Annotated in this window: 20 protein-coding genes; 14 read left to right on the forward strand and 6 right to left on the reverse strand. The window is 62.2% G+C overall.

The window, feature by feature from the left end; all coding sequences use genetic code 11:
• Positions 1 to 40: 40 nt before the first annotated feature.
• Positions 41 to 1,309, reverse strand: coding sequence for an RsmB/NOP family class I SAM-dependent RNA methyltransferase (locus ACP15O_RS05610; protein WP_425095064.1), 1,269 nt, complete (start codon positions 1,307 to 1,309; stop codon positions 41 to 43).
• 64 nt (positions 1,310 to 1,373) lie between these two features.
• Between ACP15O_RS05610 and ACP15O_RS05615 the strand changes: the two genes are divergently transcribed.
• The gene (locus ACP15O_RS05615; RefSeq protein WP_425095065.1) at positions 1,374 to 1,556 is read left to right on the forward strand and encodes a DUF1674 domain-containing protein; all 183 of its coding nucleotides are present in this window, start codon (positions 1,374 to 1,376) and stop codon (positions 1,554 to 1,556) included.
• Between the two features lie 3 nt (positions 1,557 to 1,559).
• Here the strand turns inward: ACP15O_RS05615 and ACP15O_RS05620 are convergent, their stop codons facing one another.
• On the reverse strand, positions 1,560 to 1,913 hold the full coding sequence (locus tag ACP15O_RS05620) for a dihydrodipicolinate reductase (RefSeq protein WP_425095066.1): 354 nt from the start codon (positions 1,911 to 1,913) through the stop codon (positions 1,560 to 1,562).
• Positions 1,914 to 1,977: 64 nt separating this feature from the next.
• Positions 1,978 to 2,787, reverse strand: a complete 810-nt coding sequence (gene dapB, locus ACP15O_RS05625; protein WP_425095067.1) for a 4-hydroxy-tetrahydrodipicolinate reductase — start codon at positions 2,785 to 2,787, stop codon at positions 1,978 to 1,980.
• Between the two features lie 88 nt (positions 2,788 to 2,875).
• Here dapB and rbfA point away from each other — a divergent pair, with 88 nt between their 5' ends.
• The 9 genes from rbfA to pnp all read left to right on the forward strand — a co-directional run bounded on the left by rbfA (position 2,876) and on the right by pnp (position 10,222).
• Positions 2,876 to 3,280, forward strand: coding sequence for a 30S ribosome-binding factor RbfA (gene rbfA, locus ACP15O_RS05630; RefSeq protein ID WP_425095068.1), 405 nt, complete (start codon positions 2,876 to 2,878; stop codon positions 3,278 to 3,280).
• The gene (locus ACP15O_RS05635) at positions 3,277 to 4,011 is read left to right on the forward strand and encodes a phosphodiester glycosidase family protein (RefSeq protein WP_425095069.1); all 735 of its coding nucleotides are present in this window, start codon (positions 3,277 to 3,279) and stop codon (positions 4,009 to 4,011) included. Before rbfA ends, ACP15O_RS05635 begins: the two co-directional genes overlap by 4 nt.
• 57 nt (positions 4,012 to 4,068) lie before the next feature.
• The gene (gene truB, locus ACP15O_RS05640) at positions 4,069 to 4,980 is read left to right on the forward strand and encodes a tRNA pseudouridine(55) synthase TruB (protein ID WP_425095070.1); all 912 of its coding nucleotides are present in this window, start codon (positions 4,069 to 4,071) and stop codon (positions 4,978 to 4,980) included.
• Positions 4,981 to 5,019: 39 nt separating this feature from the next.
• Positions 5,020 to 5,538 (forward strand): DUF1643 domain-containing protein, encoded by a 519-nt coding sequence (locus ACP15O_RS05645; RefSeq protein WP_425095071.1) that lies wholly within the window; start codon positions 5,020 to 5,022, stop codon positions 5,536 to 5,538.
• The gene (locus ACP15O_RS05650) at positions 5,531 to 5,854 is read left to right on the forward strand and encodes a DUF5665 domain-containing protein (RefSeq protein WP_425095072.1); all 324 of its coding nucleotides are present in this window, start codon (positions 5,531 to 5,533) and stop codon (positions 5,852 to 5,854) included. The genes ACP15O_RS05645 and ACP15O_RS05650 overlap by 8 nt, the downstream gene beginning before the upstream one ends.
• Positions 5,855 to 5,914: 60 nt before the next feature.
• Positions 5,915 to 6,823 carry a calcium-binding protein gene (locus ACP15O_RS05655; RefSeq protein WP_425095073.1) on the forward strand — a complete coding sequence of 303 codons (909 nt, stop codon included), beginning with the start codon at positions 5,915 to 5,917 and terminating at the stop codon, positions 6,821 to 6,823.
• 140 nt (positions 6,824 to 6,963) lie between these two features.
• Positions 6,964 to 7,233, forward strand: a complete 270-nt coding sequence (rpsO, locus tag ACP15O_RS05660) for a 30S ribosomal protein S15 (RefSeq protein WP_425095074.1) — start codon at positions 6,964 to 6,966, stop codon at positions 7,231 to 7,233.
• Between the two features lie 164 nt (positions 7,234 to 7,397).
• The gene (locus ACP15O_RS05665) at positions 7,398 to 7,844 is read left to right on the forward strand and encodes a DsrE family protein (protein ID WP_425095075.1); all 447 of its coding nucleotides are present in this window, start codon (positions 7,398 to 7,400) and stop codon (positions 7,842 to 7,844) included.
• A 245-nt stretch (positions 7,845 to 8,089) separates the two neighbouring features.
• Positions 8,090 to 10,222, forward strand: a complete 2,133-nt coding sequence (gene pnp / locus ACP15O_RS05670; RefSeq protein WP_425095076.1) for a polyribonucleotide nucleotidyltransferase — start codon at positions 8,090 to 8,092, stop codon at positions 10,220 to 10,222.
• 456 nt (positions 10,223 to 10,678) lie between these two features.
• Here the strand turns inward: pnp and ACP15O_RS05675 are convergent, their stop codons facing one another.
• Positions 10,679 to 11,332: a peroxiredoxin gene (locus ACP15O_RS05675; protein ID WP_425095077.1), complete on the reverse strand. Its 654-nt coding sequence runs from the start codon at positions 11,330 to 11,332 to the stop codon at positions 10,679 to 10,681.
• Positions 11,333 to 11,607: 275 nt separating this feature from the next.
• Here ACP15O_RS05675 and ACP15O_RS05680 point away from each other — a divergent pair, with 275 nt between their 5' ends.
• On the forward strand, positions 11,608 to 13,047 hold the full coding sequence (locus tag ACP15O_RS05680) for an aldehyde dehydrogenase family protein (protein WP_425095078.1): 1,440 nt from the start codon (positions 11,608 to 11,610) through the stop codon (positions 13,045 to 13,047).
• 72 nt (positions 13,048 to 13,119) lie between these two features.
• The gene (locus ACP15O_RS05685; RefSeq protein WP_425095079.1) at positions 13,120 to 14,145 is read left to right on the forward strand and encodes a phosphotransferase; all 1,026 of its coding nucleotides are present in this window, start codon (positions 13,120 to 13,122) and stop codon (positions 14,143 to 14,145) included.
• A 3-nt stretch (positions 14,146 to 14,148) separates the two neighbouring features.
• Here ACP15O_RS05685 and ACP15O_RS05690 read toward each other — a convergent pair whose 3' ends face one another.
• Entirely contained in the window at positions 14,149 to 14,802 is a 654-nt protein-coding gene (locus ACP15O_RS05690) for an RluA family pseudouridine synthase (RefSeq protein WP_425095080.1), read from the reverse strand.
• Positions 14,803 to 14,901: 99 nt separating this feature from the next.
• Between ACP15O_RS05690 and ACP15O_RS05695 the strand changes: the two genes are divergently transcribed.
• Positions 14,902 to 15,312: a nuclear transport factor 2 family protein gene (locus tag ACP15O_RS05695; RefSeq protein WP_425095081.1), complete on the forward strand. Its 411-nt coding sequence runs from the start codon at positions 14,902 to 14,904 to the stop codon at positions 15,310 to 15,312.
• 4 nt (positions 15,313 to 15,316) lie between these two features.
• On the opposite strand, the gene ACP15O_RS05700 is transcribed toward ACP15O_RS05695, so the two are convergent.
• Complete coding sequence (locus ACP15O_RS05700) at positions 15,317 to 15,688, reverse strand: GFA family protein (RefSeq protein WP_425095082.1); 372 nt, start codon at positions 15,686 to 15,688, stop codon at positions 15,317 to 15,319.
• 271 nt (positions 15,689 to 15,959) lie between these two features.
• Here ACP15O_RS05700 and ACP15O_RS05705 point away from each other — a divergent pair, with 271 nt between their 5' ends.
• On the forward strand, positions 15,960 to 16,139 hold the full coding sequence (locus ACP15O_RS05705) for a hypothetical protein (RefSeq protein ID WP_425095083.1): 180 nt from the start codon (positions 15,960 to 15,962) through the stop codon (positions 16,137 to 16,139).
• Positions 16,140 to 16,171 lie beyond the last annotated feature (32 nt).

Here is a 16,171-nt window from a genome sequence, read left to right on the forward strand (position 1 = left end):
CCGCCCAATGGGCTGCGGCTGACAGGATTGTTAACTTTTCCTAACGCTTGCGCAGACAGGCCACATAGAACCCGTCCATGCCGCCCTGTTTGCGCCAGTATCCGGGCAACAGACGCAGCCCGCCCTCGGGGGTTTTCCAGGCCGGATCAATCCCCGGCAGATCAAGCGCCTGAGCGTCCACCGTCAGGCCGTCATGGCGCGGCAGAGCCTCTTCGATCTGGCATTCGCCCTCGTCCGGCAGCAAGGAACAGGTGGCATAGACCAGCCGCCCGCCGGGTTTCAGCAGGCTGACAGCGTGGTCCAGCATCTGCGCCTGCAACTGGAACAGTTGCCAGAAATCCGAGCCATCCTTTGCGTGCGGCAAATCCGGGTGGCGGCGAATCGTGCCGGTGGCCGAACAGGGCGCATCCAGCAGGATCGCATCATACTGGCCCGCATGTTCCAGCGCATCGCCGGTTATCAAGGTGGCGCTCAGCCCGGTGCGATCCAGATTTTCCTGCACGCGCGCCATCCGGCTGGCGGAAATATCCAGCGCGGTCACCTGCGCCCCCGCGGCGGCCAGCTGCATCGTCTTGCCCCCCGGTGCAGCGCACATATCCAGCACGGTTTCGCCAGGTTGCACGTTCAGAACCCTTGCCGGGATCGCGGCGGCCGCGTCCTGCACCCACCAGTCGCCCGTCTCGAAACCCGGCAGGGCCGAGACCTGCCCGGCCTCCGCCAAACGAATCGTCCCGGTCGGCAGCAATTCCCCCCCCAGAGCATCGCACACGGCCTGCGGATCGGACTTGGCGGTGATGTCCAGCGGGGCGCCCGCGAAATGGGCCTGCTCCATCCGGGCAACATCATCGGGGCCGTAGCCCTCGATCAGCGGATCGCGCAGCCAGCGCGGCAACCGGGGGGCGCGCAGCTTGGCCCAGTCCTGGGGCGCGGTTTCAGCCACCCGGCGCAGCACCGCGTTCACCATGCCCTTCATCGACTGGATACGCTTGTTGCGGGCGGTCAGGGTGACGGCCTCGTTGACCACGCCATGCGCATCGCCGCCCAGGGCCAGCTCGACCGCCGCCAGCCGCAGGATATTCCGCACCGCCGCCGGTGGGGTTTTCTTCAGATGGCGGGCCAGCAGCTTATCCGCCCGCTCCAGCCCGCGCAGCGTGTCCAGCGCCAGCCGCTGCGCGCGGGCGCGCTCTGCCGGGTCCAGCCTGGCCAGCGCGTGGGCCGTCACCTCAGAGATCATCCGGTGCTCGACCAGAACCTGGTTCAGCAGGTTCAGAGCCGCCATGCGCGGGGTCAGTCTGGGCCGAGAAGTCATCCGTTATCCTTGCGATTGGGGTGCAGGGGCGTATATCAACAGGCAGCCGCATAAGGAAGAGACCATGAGCGAGCCCGAAAAAAACCTGCCCCCCGCCGCCCTGCGCGCCCTGGCCGAGGCCGAAGAGCGCCGCCAGAAGGCCGAAGCCGAGGCCAAAGCCCTGCCCAAGGAACTGGGCGGCCGCGACGGCCCCGAGCCCGTGCGGTTCGGCGATTGGGAAAAGAAGGGCATCGCCGTCGATTTCTGATCGCTATCGCAGCTTCAGATCCGCGAAATCCCCGCGCCCGCGGTCCGAGGTGAATCGCAACACATCGCCTCTTAGCCGCACCGTCTGGCAATTATAGCCGACGGGGGTATCGCCCCACTGCATATCCCGGCAGAAATACTGGCCCTGCCATTGCCACCCCCCCGAGACCGGACGCCCCAGGGCACGCCCGGTGATCCGCCCGTCCGCCAACACAGTCAGGCGTATCCCCGCCCGCCGCAGCTCGCGCCCTTCAATCAGCGACAGAAAGCGTGCCCGGTCCGTGATCGGCACCAGCCCCTCGGCCAAAAGAGGCCGGGGCAACGCCAGGAAAATCATCAGCAAAAACGCAGACCTCATGCTGCCCACCCCGTTTTCTGTTGGTCTGAATACGGAGCAGGCGGCAGATTGGATCAGTCGGGGATTACAGCCCCAGCACGTCCATCATGTCGTATTCACCGGGTTTTTGCCCCTGCCCCCACAGCGCGGCCTTGACCGCCCCGCGCGCAAAGATCGCCCGGTCGGTGGCCAGGTGGCGCAGCACGATACGCTCGCCGGCAGCGGCGAACAGCACGTCATGTTCGCCCACGATGTCGCCGCCCCGGATGGCGGTGAACCCGATGTCGCCCCGTTTCCGAGCCCCCGTGATACCGTCACGGCCCCGATCGGCCACGGCCTCCAGCGACACACCGCGCCCCTCGGCGGCGGCCTCGCCCAGCATCAGAGCCGTTCCCGAAGGCGCATCGACCTTCTTATTGTGATGCGCCTCGATGATCTCGATGTCGAAATCCTCGTCCAGGGCAGCGGCGACCTGTTTGGTCAGCTGCACCAGCAGGTTCACACCCAAGGACATGTTGCCGGCGCGCACAACGGTGGCATGTCGCGCGGCAGCGGCGACCTTGGCCAGATCCGCGTCCGTCATGCCGGTGGTGCCGATCACATGCACGATCCGCGCCTGCGCGGCGATGGCGGCAAATTCCACGGTGGCGGCGGGGGCAGTGAAATCAATCACCGCCTGCGCGTGCAAAAACGTCTCCAAAGGATCATCGGACACGACCACCCCAACAGCACCCCCGCCCATACATTCACCTACATCGCGGCCCACCCAATCGTGGCCCTTGCGTTCGACCGCGCCCACAAGCTTGCACTTGTCGCTGTCCAAAATGGTGCGCATCAGCATCTGGCCCATACGGCCCGAGGCTCCGGTCACGACAATTCCGGGCAGGTTGGTCATCGGTCTTACTCCAAGAAAACTGCGGTGCGCCCTCATAGCCCGTCGCGTTGCGCTTGGCAAAGCCCTTGCGACAGCGTAGATGCAGACCATGGCCAAAGGTAACAGCTCTTTCGGTTCCGGACCCGGTATGCGTCAGCTGCGGGTGGGGGAACAAATCCGCCGGACAATGTCCGAAATCCTGATGCGTGGGGACATCCACGATCCGGACCTGAACCGCATGTCCATCACCGTGGGCGAGGTGCGGCTGAGCCCGGATTTGCGGGTGGCAACGGTCTATGTGCTGCCTCTGGGCGGCGAAGGCAAAGAGGACGCGATCAAGCTGCTGGCCCGCCATCAGGGCGAATTGCGCCGCCTGATCGGCCGCAAATGCGGGCTGAAACACGCGCCCGAGCTGCGCTTCCGCCTGGACGAGACCTTTGACAGGATGGAGGAAACCCGCCGCCTGCTGAACCAGGACGAGGTGCGCCGCGACATCGAGAAGGATCAGGAATGATCCGCCTGTGGGCCAGCTTGTGCCTTCTGGCTATGCTGCCCCGCGCCGCACAAGCGGTTGACTGCCGCGATCTGCAACAGGACGATAATCGCTTCACCATCTGCGAAGTGACCGCAACCGAGGATCTGCGCCTGTTCCTGCGTAACCGGAACGGAGACATCCTGGGGCATTTCTCGGCTATTCAGGACAGCCTGCCGGATGGTCAGGTGCTGGAATTCGCCATGAACGCGGGCATGTATCACGACAATCGCGCGCCCGTGGGGCTGTATATTCAGGACGGCCAGCAGGAAATGCGCGTGGTGCCCAATGCGGGCCCCGGTAACTTCGGCCTGCTGCCGAACGGGGTGTTCTGCATCCGCGAGGGCCGCGCCGATGTGATCGAGACCCGGCGCTATATCGACGAAAACCCCGCCTGCCGCGATGCCACCCAATCGGGGCCCATGCTGGTGATCGACGGCGCGCTGCATCCCCGGTTTCTGCCCGACAGCACGTCACGCTATGTGCGCAACGGGGTGGGCACCTCGGCCGATGGCAGTCGCGCGGTCTTTGCCATCTCGCGCAATCCGGTGACGTTTCACGAATTCGGCAGCCTGTTCCGCGATACGCTGGGCCTGCCCAACGCGCTGTATTTCGATGGTAAGGTCTCGCGGATGTACGCGCCCGCGATTGGGCGTGATGATCCGGGATTCTGGCTGGGGCCGATTGTGGGTGTTGTTGCGCCCGCAAATTGACAGCGCGCGCCGCATGTTCTAACCCGCGCGCTCGGACTGCAACAGGATCGGTGACACATGGGACGTAGACGCAAGGGACGCGACATTTCCGGCTGGCTGGTGGTGGATAAGCCTGCGGGCATGACCTCGACCGCCGTGGTGAACAAGGTGAAATGGGCGTTCAACGCGAATAAGGCGGGCCATGCCGGCACGCTGGACCCTGATGCCACCGGCGTTCTGGCCGTTGCCCTGGGCGAGGCGACCAAGACCGTCCCCTATATCACCGACGCGCTAAAGGCCTATCGTTTCAGCGTCCGTCTGGGCCAGGCCACCAACACCGATGATGCCGAGGGCGAGGTGATCGCCGAATCCGACGCCCGCCCCACGGATGAACAGATCAAGGACGCCCTGGGCGGGTTCCTGGGCGACATCATGCAGGTGCCTCCGAAATTTTCCGCCGTGAAGATCGACGGGCAGCGCGCCTATAAGCTGGCCCGCGCTGACGAAGAGTTTGAGATCGCCGCCCGCCCTCTGTGGGTCGAGGAACTGGTGATGGACGATCGCCCCGACGCCGATCATGTCATTCTGGAAATGGTCTGCGGCAAGGGCGGCTATGTGCGCGCAATCGCACGCGATCTGGGGGCGGCCTTGGGCTGTCATGGCCATGTGGAATGGCTGCGGCGCGTGTGGTCCGGCCCCTTTGACGCCGATGAGGACGGGATCAGCATCCAGCAGATCGACGACATGGCCAAAACCCCTGAGCTGGACGAATTCCTGCGCCCGGTCGAGGACGGCCTGGCCGATCTGCCCGAGGTAAAAGCCACCGATCAGGGCGCCGTGCGCCTGCGCAACGGCAACCCCGGCATGGTGATCGCGCATGATGTGGACTGGGGCGAGGATTGCTGGGCCTCGTATAATGGCAAACCTCTGGCCGTGGGGCAGCTGCAAGGGGCGGAACTGCACCCCAACCGCGTGTTCAACCTGGATTGATCTCTTGCGCTGCGGCCCTCGCGGGGGCACAAACGGGCCATGATCACGCGTGAATTTCAAAAGGGCGACGCCCATTCGACCGCCATCTACTCGGATTGCGAGAAATACCGCTACGAGCTGACCCGCATCTGGGATCCGGCCGGGCGCAAGGCGCTGTTCGTGATGCTGAACCCGTCCACCGCGACCGAGGTGCAGAACGACCCCACCGTGGAACGCTGCGAGCGCCGCGCGCGGGCCTTGGGCTTTGGCGCGTTTCGCGTGACGAATATCTTTGCCTGGCGCGATACCGATCCGCGCGCCATGCGCGCCGCGGCCGATCCGGTGGGGCCCGCCAATGATCAGACAATTGTGGACGGCTGCGCCTGGGCAGATCAGATCATCGCCGCCTGGGGCACGCATGGTGAACATCTGGATCAGGGGCCGCATATCGCGCGGCTGCTGCGCGGCACCGGACGCCAAATCCACCATCTGGGCCTGACCAAAGCCGGCCACCCGAAACACCCGCTCTATATCGCCTATACCCAGCAACCCGCGCTGTGGGACATCCCCAATGACTGACCAGACCGACAAGGACACGCTGGAGGCCATGCGCCACCTGACCCGCGAAATCGAGAAGCTGAACAGCCATCGGTTCATCGCCATTCAGAACTCGCCCCGCCGGATGATCCTGTTTCAGTTCGGGCGCGGGCTGGCCTTTGGGCTGGGCTCGGTGCTGGGGGCGACGCTGCTGGTTTCGCTCATCACCTGGTGGCTGGCGCAATTCGAGTTCCTGCCGATCATCGGCGACTGGATGGCCGTTCTGGCAGACGAATTCGAACGCGCCACCGGAACCACCGGCGGCAGCTCATCGGATATTAACCAATCGACTCAATAGGTTTTGACCGACTCGGGGCACGTATGCCGTAATGCCTGCGGGGTAATCCGTGGGTGAAACATGCTACTTCTTGCTGGACTTTTAGGTGTGGTCGCGGTTGGCGCGGTCTTTGTCGGTTCCGATGTCATGACAGAGGATGACGAGAGCGAAATCCTTGCCGCTCCGGAGGACGAAGAGTTCGAGGACACCGACGGCAATGACATCCTGGCCGGCGGTGACGGGGCCGACATTCTGGATGGCGGCGCGGGCAACGATCAGTTGAACGGCTATGCCGGCGATGACGATGTGACGGGCGGCGCGGGCGACGATGACGTGCACGGCTGGGACGGGGCCGACACGCTGCATGGCGGCGATGGCCACGACACCCTCCACGGCGAGGACGGAGCCGACCTGATCGAGGGCAATGCCGGTGACGATCAGATGTTCGGCCATAACGATGACGACACCCTATTCGGCAACGAGGGGGCCGACAGTCTGGTCGGCAGCGCGGGCGATGATGTGCTGGATGGCGGCGCGGGCGACGACGCGCTGCATGGCGATCTGGACGATGACACCCTGACCGGCGGCACCGGCACTGACACGCTGTTCGGCGGCGCAGGCGATGACATGCTGCGCGGGGACGATGACGCTGAAATGGATTTCTTGAATGGCGGCGGCGGCGATGACACGATCGTTGGCGGCGACGGGGATCTTATTCACACGGGGGACGGCGCGGATACCGTGCTGATCGGCGATTGGGTGGACAACCCGCTGACCATTCAGGACTTCGATCAAAGCTCGGATCAGCTGGCCGTTGTTTTCGACGACGAAAACGGCGCTCAGCCCACTTTGGAGCTTACCCCCTCCGAGGATGGCTCGGGCACCATGATCCTGACCATCAATGGCGTGCAGGCCGCCACGCTGGACGGCGCCGCCGGGCTGAATGTCGAGGATATCGCCCTGATCGCCCGGTCCGCTGCGGGGCTCTGACCGCTTTTTTCCTTTTCTTTTCGGGGGAATCCCCGTAAGAGCGCGCATCCGGTGCGGTTCTGCTGCGCCGGGCACTCCATGGACCTTGCTGGACGACATCCCGGCCTGCGCCCTAACCCTTAACATAACAGGAGACCCCGATGTCGATCACCGCTGAAGAAAAAGCACGCGTTATCAAAGAGTTCGGCACCAAAGAAGGTGACACTGGCTCGCCCGAAGTACAAGTTGCAATCCTGTCCTCGCGCATCGCCACCCTGACCGAGCACTTCAAGACCCACAAAAAAGACAACCACGGCCGCCGCGGCCTGCTGATGATGGTTGCCCAGCGTCGTAAACTGCTGGACTACCTGAAAGGCAAGGACGAAGCCCGTTACCAAGACCTGATCAAACGTCTGGGCATCCGCCGCTAAGACCCTAGGTTCTTGTAAATCGCAAACGCCCGCTCGGCCCCGAGCGGGCGTTTTTCGTTGGCGCCGCTTCTTAACCTTCCAGCACTGGAAGGTTTTGATCCATGTCATATTAATTTTCGCGAATACATGTTGAGACGTCAGCATCTTAAATTCAGGAGAACCCAATGCGCTCTTTCCTCGCCAAATTGATGCTGGCTTTTTCATTGATGTTGATGCCAATCGCTGCGAATGCAGAAGGTAACAAACCCGGCCTGTTCGTAAATCTCACCACTGACGACACCTGGGCCGCCGCCAAGGCCATCATGTTTGCCCACCAGAAATCGCTGAAAAATGGCCATCCAACCGCGATCTGGATGAACGTGCGCGCCGTGTATCTGGCCGATAAAAAACGCCCCAGCCACGTGCATGGGTTAATGGCCGAACACGGCACCTCGATCCAGGATATGCTGCAAAACTTCCTCTCTGATGGCGGCGTCGTCATCATGTGCGGCGCATGTTCAAAAGCCGCCGGATTGACCAAAGCCGACTATATTGATGGCGTTCAGATGGGCAGCGCCGAGCTTGTCGGGGGCTGGCTGTTCGATCCGAATGTAAAAACCCTGGGCTGGTAAGAAACCAACCGAACCAGTTCACCAAAATCGTCGGGGCGGCCTGCCGGGCCGTCCTTTTGCATTTTCCGGGTTCAGATAATCATGGCTTTCAAAACTCTGCGATTTCCTGTATGGCCCCACACATCTGAGACGTGACGCCTTTGACTCCGGGCGCATGAGAAAGATTGGAGTCGGCGGCAATGGGGCCGCCATGCAAAAAAGGAGACGCGGGAGGGCCCGCGAGTGCTCCTTATAAGGATACGATGATGTTCAACGTAACAACCAAATCCATGCAGTGGGGCGATGAGACGCTGACACTGGAAACCGGCAAGGTTGCCCGTCAGGCCGACGGCACCGTGATTGCCACGCTTGGCGAAACCAGCGTCATGGCAAACGTGACCTTTGCCAAGGAACCGAAACCGGGACAGGATTTTTTCCCGCTGACGGTTCACTATCAGGAAAAATACTATGCGGCCGGTAAAGTGCCCGGCGGTTTCTTCAAGCGCGAGGCACGCCCGACCGAGAAAGAAACCCTGACCGCGCGTCTGATCGACCGTCCGATCCGCCCGCTGTTCGTGCCTGGCTTCAAGAACGAAGTGCTGGTGATGTGCACCGTGCTAAGCCACGATCTGGAAAACGACCCCGATATCGTTGCGATGATCGCCGCCTCGGCGGCGCTGACCATCTCGGGTGCGCCGTTCCGTGGCCCGATCGCCTGCGCACGCGTTGGCTTTGTTGACGGCGAATACACGCTGAACCCGTCCGTGGACGACATGCAGGATCTGCGCAACAACCCTGAACAGCGTCTGGACCTGGTTGTCGCCGGCACCAAAGACGCCGTGATGATGGTGGAATCCGAAGCTTACGAGCTGACCGAAGCCGAAATGCTGGGCGCCGTGAACTTTGCCCACCAGCAGATTCAGCCGGTGATCGACCTGATCATCGACCTGGCCGAAGAAACCGCCAAAGAGCCGTTTGACTTCGCCGCGCCGGATTACGCGGATCTGTTCGAAGTGGTCAAAGCCGCAGGCGAGGCCGCCATGCGTGACGCCTATGCGATCACCGATAAGCAAGAGCGCGTTGCCGCTGTTGCCGCCGCCAAAGAGGCCATCAAGGCCGGCCTGACCGAAGAGCAACTGGAAGACGCGAACCTGGGCTCGGCCCTGAAGAAGCTGGAATCCACCGTTCTGCGCGGCTCGGTCGTGAAAGAGGGCAAACGTATCGACGGCCGCGCCCTGGATCAGGTCCGCGCCATCGAATGCGAAACCGGCCTGCTGCCCCGGACCCACGGTTCGGCGCTGTTCACCCGTGGGGAAACTCAGGGTCTGGTCGTGACCACGCTGGGCACCGGCGATGACGAACAGTTCATCGACGCGCTGCACGGCAACTTCAAATCGAACTTCATGCTGCACTATAACTTCCCGCCCTACTCGGTCGGTGAGGTTGGCCGCGTGGGTGGCCCCGGCCGCCGCGAGATCGGTCACGGCAAACTGGCATGGCGTGCGCTGCAGGCAGTTCTGCCCTCGGCCACCGATTTCCCCTACACCCTGCGTCTGGTGTCCGAGATCACCGAATCGAACGGCTCGTCCTCAATGGCGTCGGTCTGTGGTGGTTCGCTGTCCATGATGGACGCCGGTGTTCCGCTGAAGGCCGCCGTTGCCGGTGTGGCCATGGGTCTGGTGCTGGAAGATGACGGTTCCTACGCCGTCCTGACCGACATCCTGGGTGACGAAGATCACCTGGGCGACATGGACTTCAAAGTCGCTGGCACCGAAGCGGGCATCACCTCGCTGCAGATGGACATCAAGGTTGCCGGCATCACCCCGGAAATCATGGAGAAAGCCCTGGCCCAAGCCAAAGAGGGCCGGATGCACATCCTGGGTGAGATGAACAAGGCGCTGTCCGGCACCGCCGAATTCAGCGTCCACGCCCCGCGCATCGAAACCATGCAGATCCCCACCGACAAGATCCGCGAAGTGATCGGCTCGGGCGGGAAGGTCATCCGCGAAATCGTCGAAGTGTCGGGCGCCAAGGTCGACATCAACGACGACGGCATCATCAAGATCGCCAGCCCGAACGGAGAAGCCATTCAGAAGGCATACGACATGATCCACTCGATCGTGGCCGAGCCCGAAGAAGGCAAGATCTACAAAGGCAAAGTCGTGAAGATCGTCGATTTCGGCGCCTTCGTGAACTTCTTTGGCAAGCGCGACGGCCTGGTGCACGTCAGCCAGATCGAAAACCGCCGCCTGAACCACCCCTCGGACGTCCTGAAAGAGGGCCAAGAGGTCTGGGTCAAGCTGCTGGGCTTTGACGATCGCGGCAAGGTGCGCCTGTCGATGAAAGTCGTCGATCAGGAAACCGGCGAAGAGGCCAAAAAAGAAGAAAAAGAGGACTGATCCGTCCCCTTTTGAGCAAAAGAAAGCCCCGGTCGCAGCGCCGGGGCTTTTTCATTACTGGGCACACTATCGCGCGCATTTTCGGCCTTTTACACGAAGATCGGGATCGACGCCGCCCTGAAACACGCCAAGGCCGCCGCCCATAATCGACACAGCCCCCATACTGCGTAGCGTCACCCTTGATGCGGAGCGCCTATCAGACCTTTGAAACCATCGCTTCAAATGTCGCAGCACACTCCCCACCCGACCATTGCATCGGTAAACCCGCAACGCATTCATCAAGAAAACGACAGCAGCCAATATGATGCCGGGCCCTCCAAAACAGCCCGCCATCACCCGCCTTTTCCGGTATCAATAGCGGTAGCCCCAGAGGCACGACTTCATCTTGCCGAAATACTCCGGGGGGAGGCCACAGGCCGGGGGGCAGCGCCCCCCTCTGCCTTGACGCTCCCGTCCTCAGGCCGGGTCTTTGATGGTGCGCAGATAGGGCAGCTTGACGTCCAGCTTGCCGAATTTGGCTTCGGCCTGTTCGTTGCTCAGCGACAGGGCAACGATCACATCCTGACCAGAGGTCCAGTTCGCCGGGGTGGCCAGCGGCTCGCCATAGGTCTTTTGCAGACCGTCCAGAGCGCGCAGAACCTCGGCAAAGTTACGCCCCACCGACATCGGATAGGTCATGATCAACTGCACCTTCTTATCGGGCGAGATGATGAAAACCGAACGCACGCTGGCCGAATCCGCAGCCGTGCGACCATCGGGCAGATAGGCCTCGGCGGGCAGCATATCAAAGGCCTTCGACACCGCCAGATCTTCGTCCGCGATGATCGGGAAGCCGGCCGTCGCCCCCGAGAACCCCTCGATGTCCGATTTCCATTTGACGTGCTCGTCCGCCGCGTCCACCGACAGGCCGATCACCTTTGTGTTCCGTTGCGTCCATTCATCGGCCAGTTGCGCCACGGCACCGAATTCAGTGGTGCAGACGGGCGTAAAATCTTTCGGATGCGAGAACAGGATAGCCCAGCTATCACCGATCCAGTCATGGAAGGTGATGGTGCCCTGGTCGGTTTCGGCGGTGAAGTTGGGGACGATATCATTGATGCGCAGGCCCATTTTCTTTTCCTCTCAAAATGGTCAGGATTACATTCCGTAAATTAGATACATTCTAAACCGCACTTTACCAGCCCCAGACTCGGGGATTTTTCGCAGGGTGACAGAGTGTCGCGATTCCTCAAGGGTCTTAATTTGATCAAATTTCCGAAACCTGTTCAGACTCCCCCTTGCGAAGGGTCAAAACCCCTGACAAACTGCCTTTCAACGTCGCGGCAAAGAATTCTGCATAACGGAATTCCCCGCGAGACGGGAAGGTCTTTTATCGGAGGTCAGAGATGATCGAGAAACGTCAATTCTACATCAATGGGGACTGGGTGGACCCGATTGAGCAGCGCGATCACGATGTGATCGACCCCTCCACCGAAGAACCCTGTGCCGTTATTTCGCTGGGCGCTCAGGCCGATGCGGATGCGGCCGTTGCGGCGGCCAAGGCTGCCTTTCCGGCCTGGATGAACACGCCCCCCGCGGACCGTATTGCCCTGGTCGAAAAGCTGCTGGAAATCTACAAACGCCGCAGCGCCGAAATGGGCGAGGCGATCAGCCTGGAGATGGGCGCGCCGATCGACATGGCGAACACCTCTCAGGTGGGGGCCGGCACCTGGCACATCACGAATTTCATCCGAGCGGCCAAGAATTTCGAGTTCATCCGCCCGCTGGGAGATCATGCCCCCAATGACCGGATCGTGCACGAACCCGTCGGCGTCTGTGCGCTGATCACACCGTGGAACTGGCCGATGAACCAGGTCACGCTGAAGGTGGTCGCCGCCGCGATTGCGGGCTGCACCATGGTGCTGAAACCCTCCGAGGAAAGCCCGCTGGACGCGATCCTGTTCGCCGAAATGATGGACGAGGCTGGCTTCCCCAAGGGGGTGTTCAACCTGGTGAACGGCGATGGTGTGGGCGTGGGGGCGGCGCTGTCCGGGCATCCGGATGTGGATATGGTCAGCTTCACCGGCTCGACCCGCGCGGGCATCGCGATTTCCCAAAACGCCGCGCTGACGCTGAAACGCGTCCATCTGGAGCTGGGCGGCAAGGGCGCCAACATCATCTTTGACGATGCGGATGAAAAGGCCGTCAAACGCGGCGTTCTGCACATGATGAACAACACCGGCCAGTCGTGTAATGCCCCCAGCCGGATGCTGGTGCAGAAAGGCGTCTATGACCAGGCGGTCGAAGCCGCTGCCGAGGTCGCGAATACGGTCACCGTCGGCCCTGCCAGCGCGCATGGCAAGCACATCGGCCCCGTCGTCAACGAGGCCCAGTGGAACAAGATCCAGGGGCTGATCCAGACCGGCATCGACGAAGGCGCGCGCCTGGTTGCCGGCGGCCTGGGCCGTCCCGAGGGGCTGAACAAGGGCTTCTTTGTGCGCCCCACCGTTTTTGCCGACGTCAACAATCAGATGACCATCGCACGCGAGGAAATCTTTGGTCCCGTGCTGTCGATCATCCCGTTCGAAACCGAGGAAGAAGCGGTTCAGATCGCCAATGACACGGTCTATGGCCTGACGAACTATGTCCAGACCACCGATGGCGTAAAAGCCAACCGCCTGGCGCTGCAATTGCGCTCGGGGATGGTGGAAATGAACGGCCAGAGCCGCGGGGCCGGGGCGCCCTTTGGTGGCATGAAACAGTCCGGCAATGGCCGCGAAGGCGGCGTTTGGGGCATCGAGGACTTCCTTGAAGTCAAATCCGTGGCCGGTTGGGCCGCTGAATAAGCGCAACACCATTGCAACACGGTTCAATCCGGGGCTATCACGGCCCCGGATTTCTTTTTCATGGGGGCCTTGGTGGCTGACTTCCCTTCGATCCAGCGCTTTGTGCCCGACACGGTTCTGAAACGTGATGTGTTTTCCGAAACCATCATGGGGCATCTGGCGGATGATCCGTCGGTTAAGGTGGTGCTGCGCCGTCTGGACGGGGTGCCCTGGTGGGCGCGCCCCCTGTCGCAGATGCTGGCCCGCAAAGAGGCCCGCGGGCTGCGCGCCGTTCAGGGAATCGAGGGCTGCCCGATATTGCTGGAAGCCGACCGGGGCGGCATTCTGCGTGTCTGGAGCGAAGGCACACCGCTGCATCTGGCCAAACCCCGTGACCCGCTCTGGTTCAAGGATGCCAAACGCCTGCTGGCGCAGTTGCGTCAGCGCGGGGTCTGCCATAACGACATTGCCAAGCCTCAGAACTGGCTGATGACGCCGGACGGGCGGGCCGCCGTGATTGATTTCCAACTGGCCAGCGTCCATCCGAAGAAGGGGAAGCTCTATCGCGTCGCCGCGCGCGAGGATCTGCGGCACATGCTCAAGCAGAAACGCAGCTTTGCCCACGATCTGCTGACGCCCCGTGAACGCGCGATGCTGGCGCGCAAATCTCTGCCCTCGCGGATTTGGATGGCCACGGGCAAGAAGCTGTATAACTTCGTCACGCGCCGCCTGATGAACTGGTCCGATGGCGAGGGCACGGAAAACCGCATTGCCGAGGATGGCCCGGCGATCCGTGCCGCCCTGATGACGGCGGGCGCGCAGGATGTGGCCTTTGCCGCCTATGCGCTGCCAGCGGGGGGCGTGGGGCTGTATGCCTTTGCCGAGGCCGGGGCAGAGCTGCAAATGCCCGCAGGCGGGCCGCAACCCAATCTGCTGCAAACAGTCAGCGCCCTGCCCCGCGATACTGGGGGCGCCCCGCGTCTGGACCTGCTGGAGCTGATCGCCACCAACCGCCTGGACGAGCTGGAACAGCTGCGCGGCGATGATCCCGCGCTGGAGTCAATCGTGAAACCCATTGTCAGCGCGCGTTTAAATCTGACCGATCGGTCGATGAAATAGGCCCTAAAACGGGGATTTCGTGCGGAAACGAATGCCCTCGCCGCTTTCGGGGTGGTTCACGCGCAGCTCTTCGGAATGCAGCATCAGGCGCGGGAAATCGGCCGCCGCGCCCGTCGCATACAGCGGATCGCCCAGAATGACATGCCCCAGCGCCAGCATATGCACCCGCAGCTGATGCGAGCGCCCGGTCCTTGGCATCAGCCGCACGCGGGTCTCGTTCTCAGCATGGCGCAGCACGCGCCAATCGGTGACGGCGGGCTTACCGTTTTCATGATCCACCATCTGACGCGGCCGATTCGGCCAATCCACGATCAGCGGCAAATCCACTGTGCCCGTCTTTGGCTCTAGCCGGCCCCAGACGCGCGCGACATAGGTTTTCCGCGTGCTGCGTTTTTCGAATTGCATGGACAGGTTGCGCTGCGCATGGGGGCTGAGCGCAAACACCATCACCCCCGAGGTATCCCGATCCAGCCGATGCACCAGCAAGGCCTCGGGGAACACCGCCTGCACGCGGGTCAGCAGGCAATCGGCCAGATGTTCGCCCCGTCCGGGCACAGACAACAGACCCGAGGGTTTGTTAACCGCCAATATCTGGTGATCCTGATGCAGAATCTCCAACGGGTCAGAGGGCGGAGTATAATCGGTGCTGAAGGACATGGGCTCCCTTACGCCGGGATGCCCGCACGCGCAACCCGACGTCACACTTGCGCGATGGCAGGCCCGCTTGCCACCCTGCCCAAAACCGGAGGAGCCCCAATGCACCCAACCATTCAGCGCATGGCCGAGATCGTCGCCTCGGGCGAGGATGAAAAAATCGCAACAATCCTGGCCGAGGACGTGAAATTCCTGCCCCCGACCTATTGGAAAACCTGGCAGGGGCGCGCCCCCGTTGCCGCCGTTCTGGGCCATGTGGGGCAGGTGTTTTCGGATTTCCGCTATCGCCGCATCATGGGTGAAGGCAACGACTGGGCGCTGGAGTTTCAGTGCAAAATCGGTGATCGCGACGCGGTGGGCGTGGACCTGATCACGCTGAACGCAGAGGGGTTGATCTCGGATTTCGAGGTGGTCATGCGGCCGCATAGCTCGGTCGGGGCGCTGCGCGAGGCGATGAATGCCCGCGTGATGACGGACCCGCGTTTCCTGAAATACAAGGACGCGCTGAGCTAACCGCTCAGGGGCGCTGCGGCAGCCCGTCAGTCAGCTGGTAATAGCTGCCCTTGTCGGCGGTAAAGATGTGCTTTTCCAGTGTGACCGACACGGGCGCGTCCAGCGTGCCCAGGCCAATGCTGATGCTGTCCTCGTTCGTGCCCTGCCAGAATAAAAAGGCTCCGCAACCGGGGCAAACCCCGCGCCGCGCCCGTGGCGTAAGCGAGATCCAGTGCACCGGCCCGGTGATCGTCAGCGCCTCTTGCGGCACCTGTGCAGAGGCCCAGACATGCCCCGACATTTTCCGGCACTGGCTGCAATGACAACACGAGCCATTCATGAGCGGCACCTCTGAACTATAGCGAATCTGCCCGCAGGCGCAGCTTCCGGTTGGCATGTTTTTCTCCTGTTGCGCGGCTTATTGGATAAAAATTTCCGCCGCCGTGCAAGCCCGTCTGGCTGCCTCAACGTGCGGGCAGGCAGCGGCGCGTTAAGGTTTCAGACCCACAGTTGCCTAAGTTTTCAGCGATCAACGGAAGCATCCCTGCCCTAAATGCCGCACCGCAGCAATAATGGATGGGCAGCCCCCGCATCTGCCCTACCCTCGTTCCAGGCAAGGGTGCCGGAGGACGCTCTGTGTCGCTGATCAAAAGCGAAGGAGAGTTGCCATGTGTCTGACGACCGAAGCGATTGCACTGTTTATGAACCTGCTAAGCCCGGATGTGATCTCGATGGAGGCCGGGCGGATCACCATTCACGCCACAGAGCGCGATGCCGTCTGGGTCCAGGTCGAGGATAAGTGGTGCACCATGGCACCCCAGATCGACCGCCTGGCGCGATTCGACTGAAATCCGCACCTGGCTGGCGGCTGAATACGGAA

This window comes from Youngimonas ophiurae (nom. illeg.), from assembly GCF_049803795.1.
Lineage (GTDB): Bacteria > Pseudomonadota > Alphaproteobacteria > Rhodobacterales > Rhodobacteraceae > Thalassobius.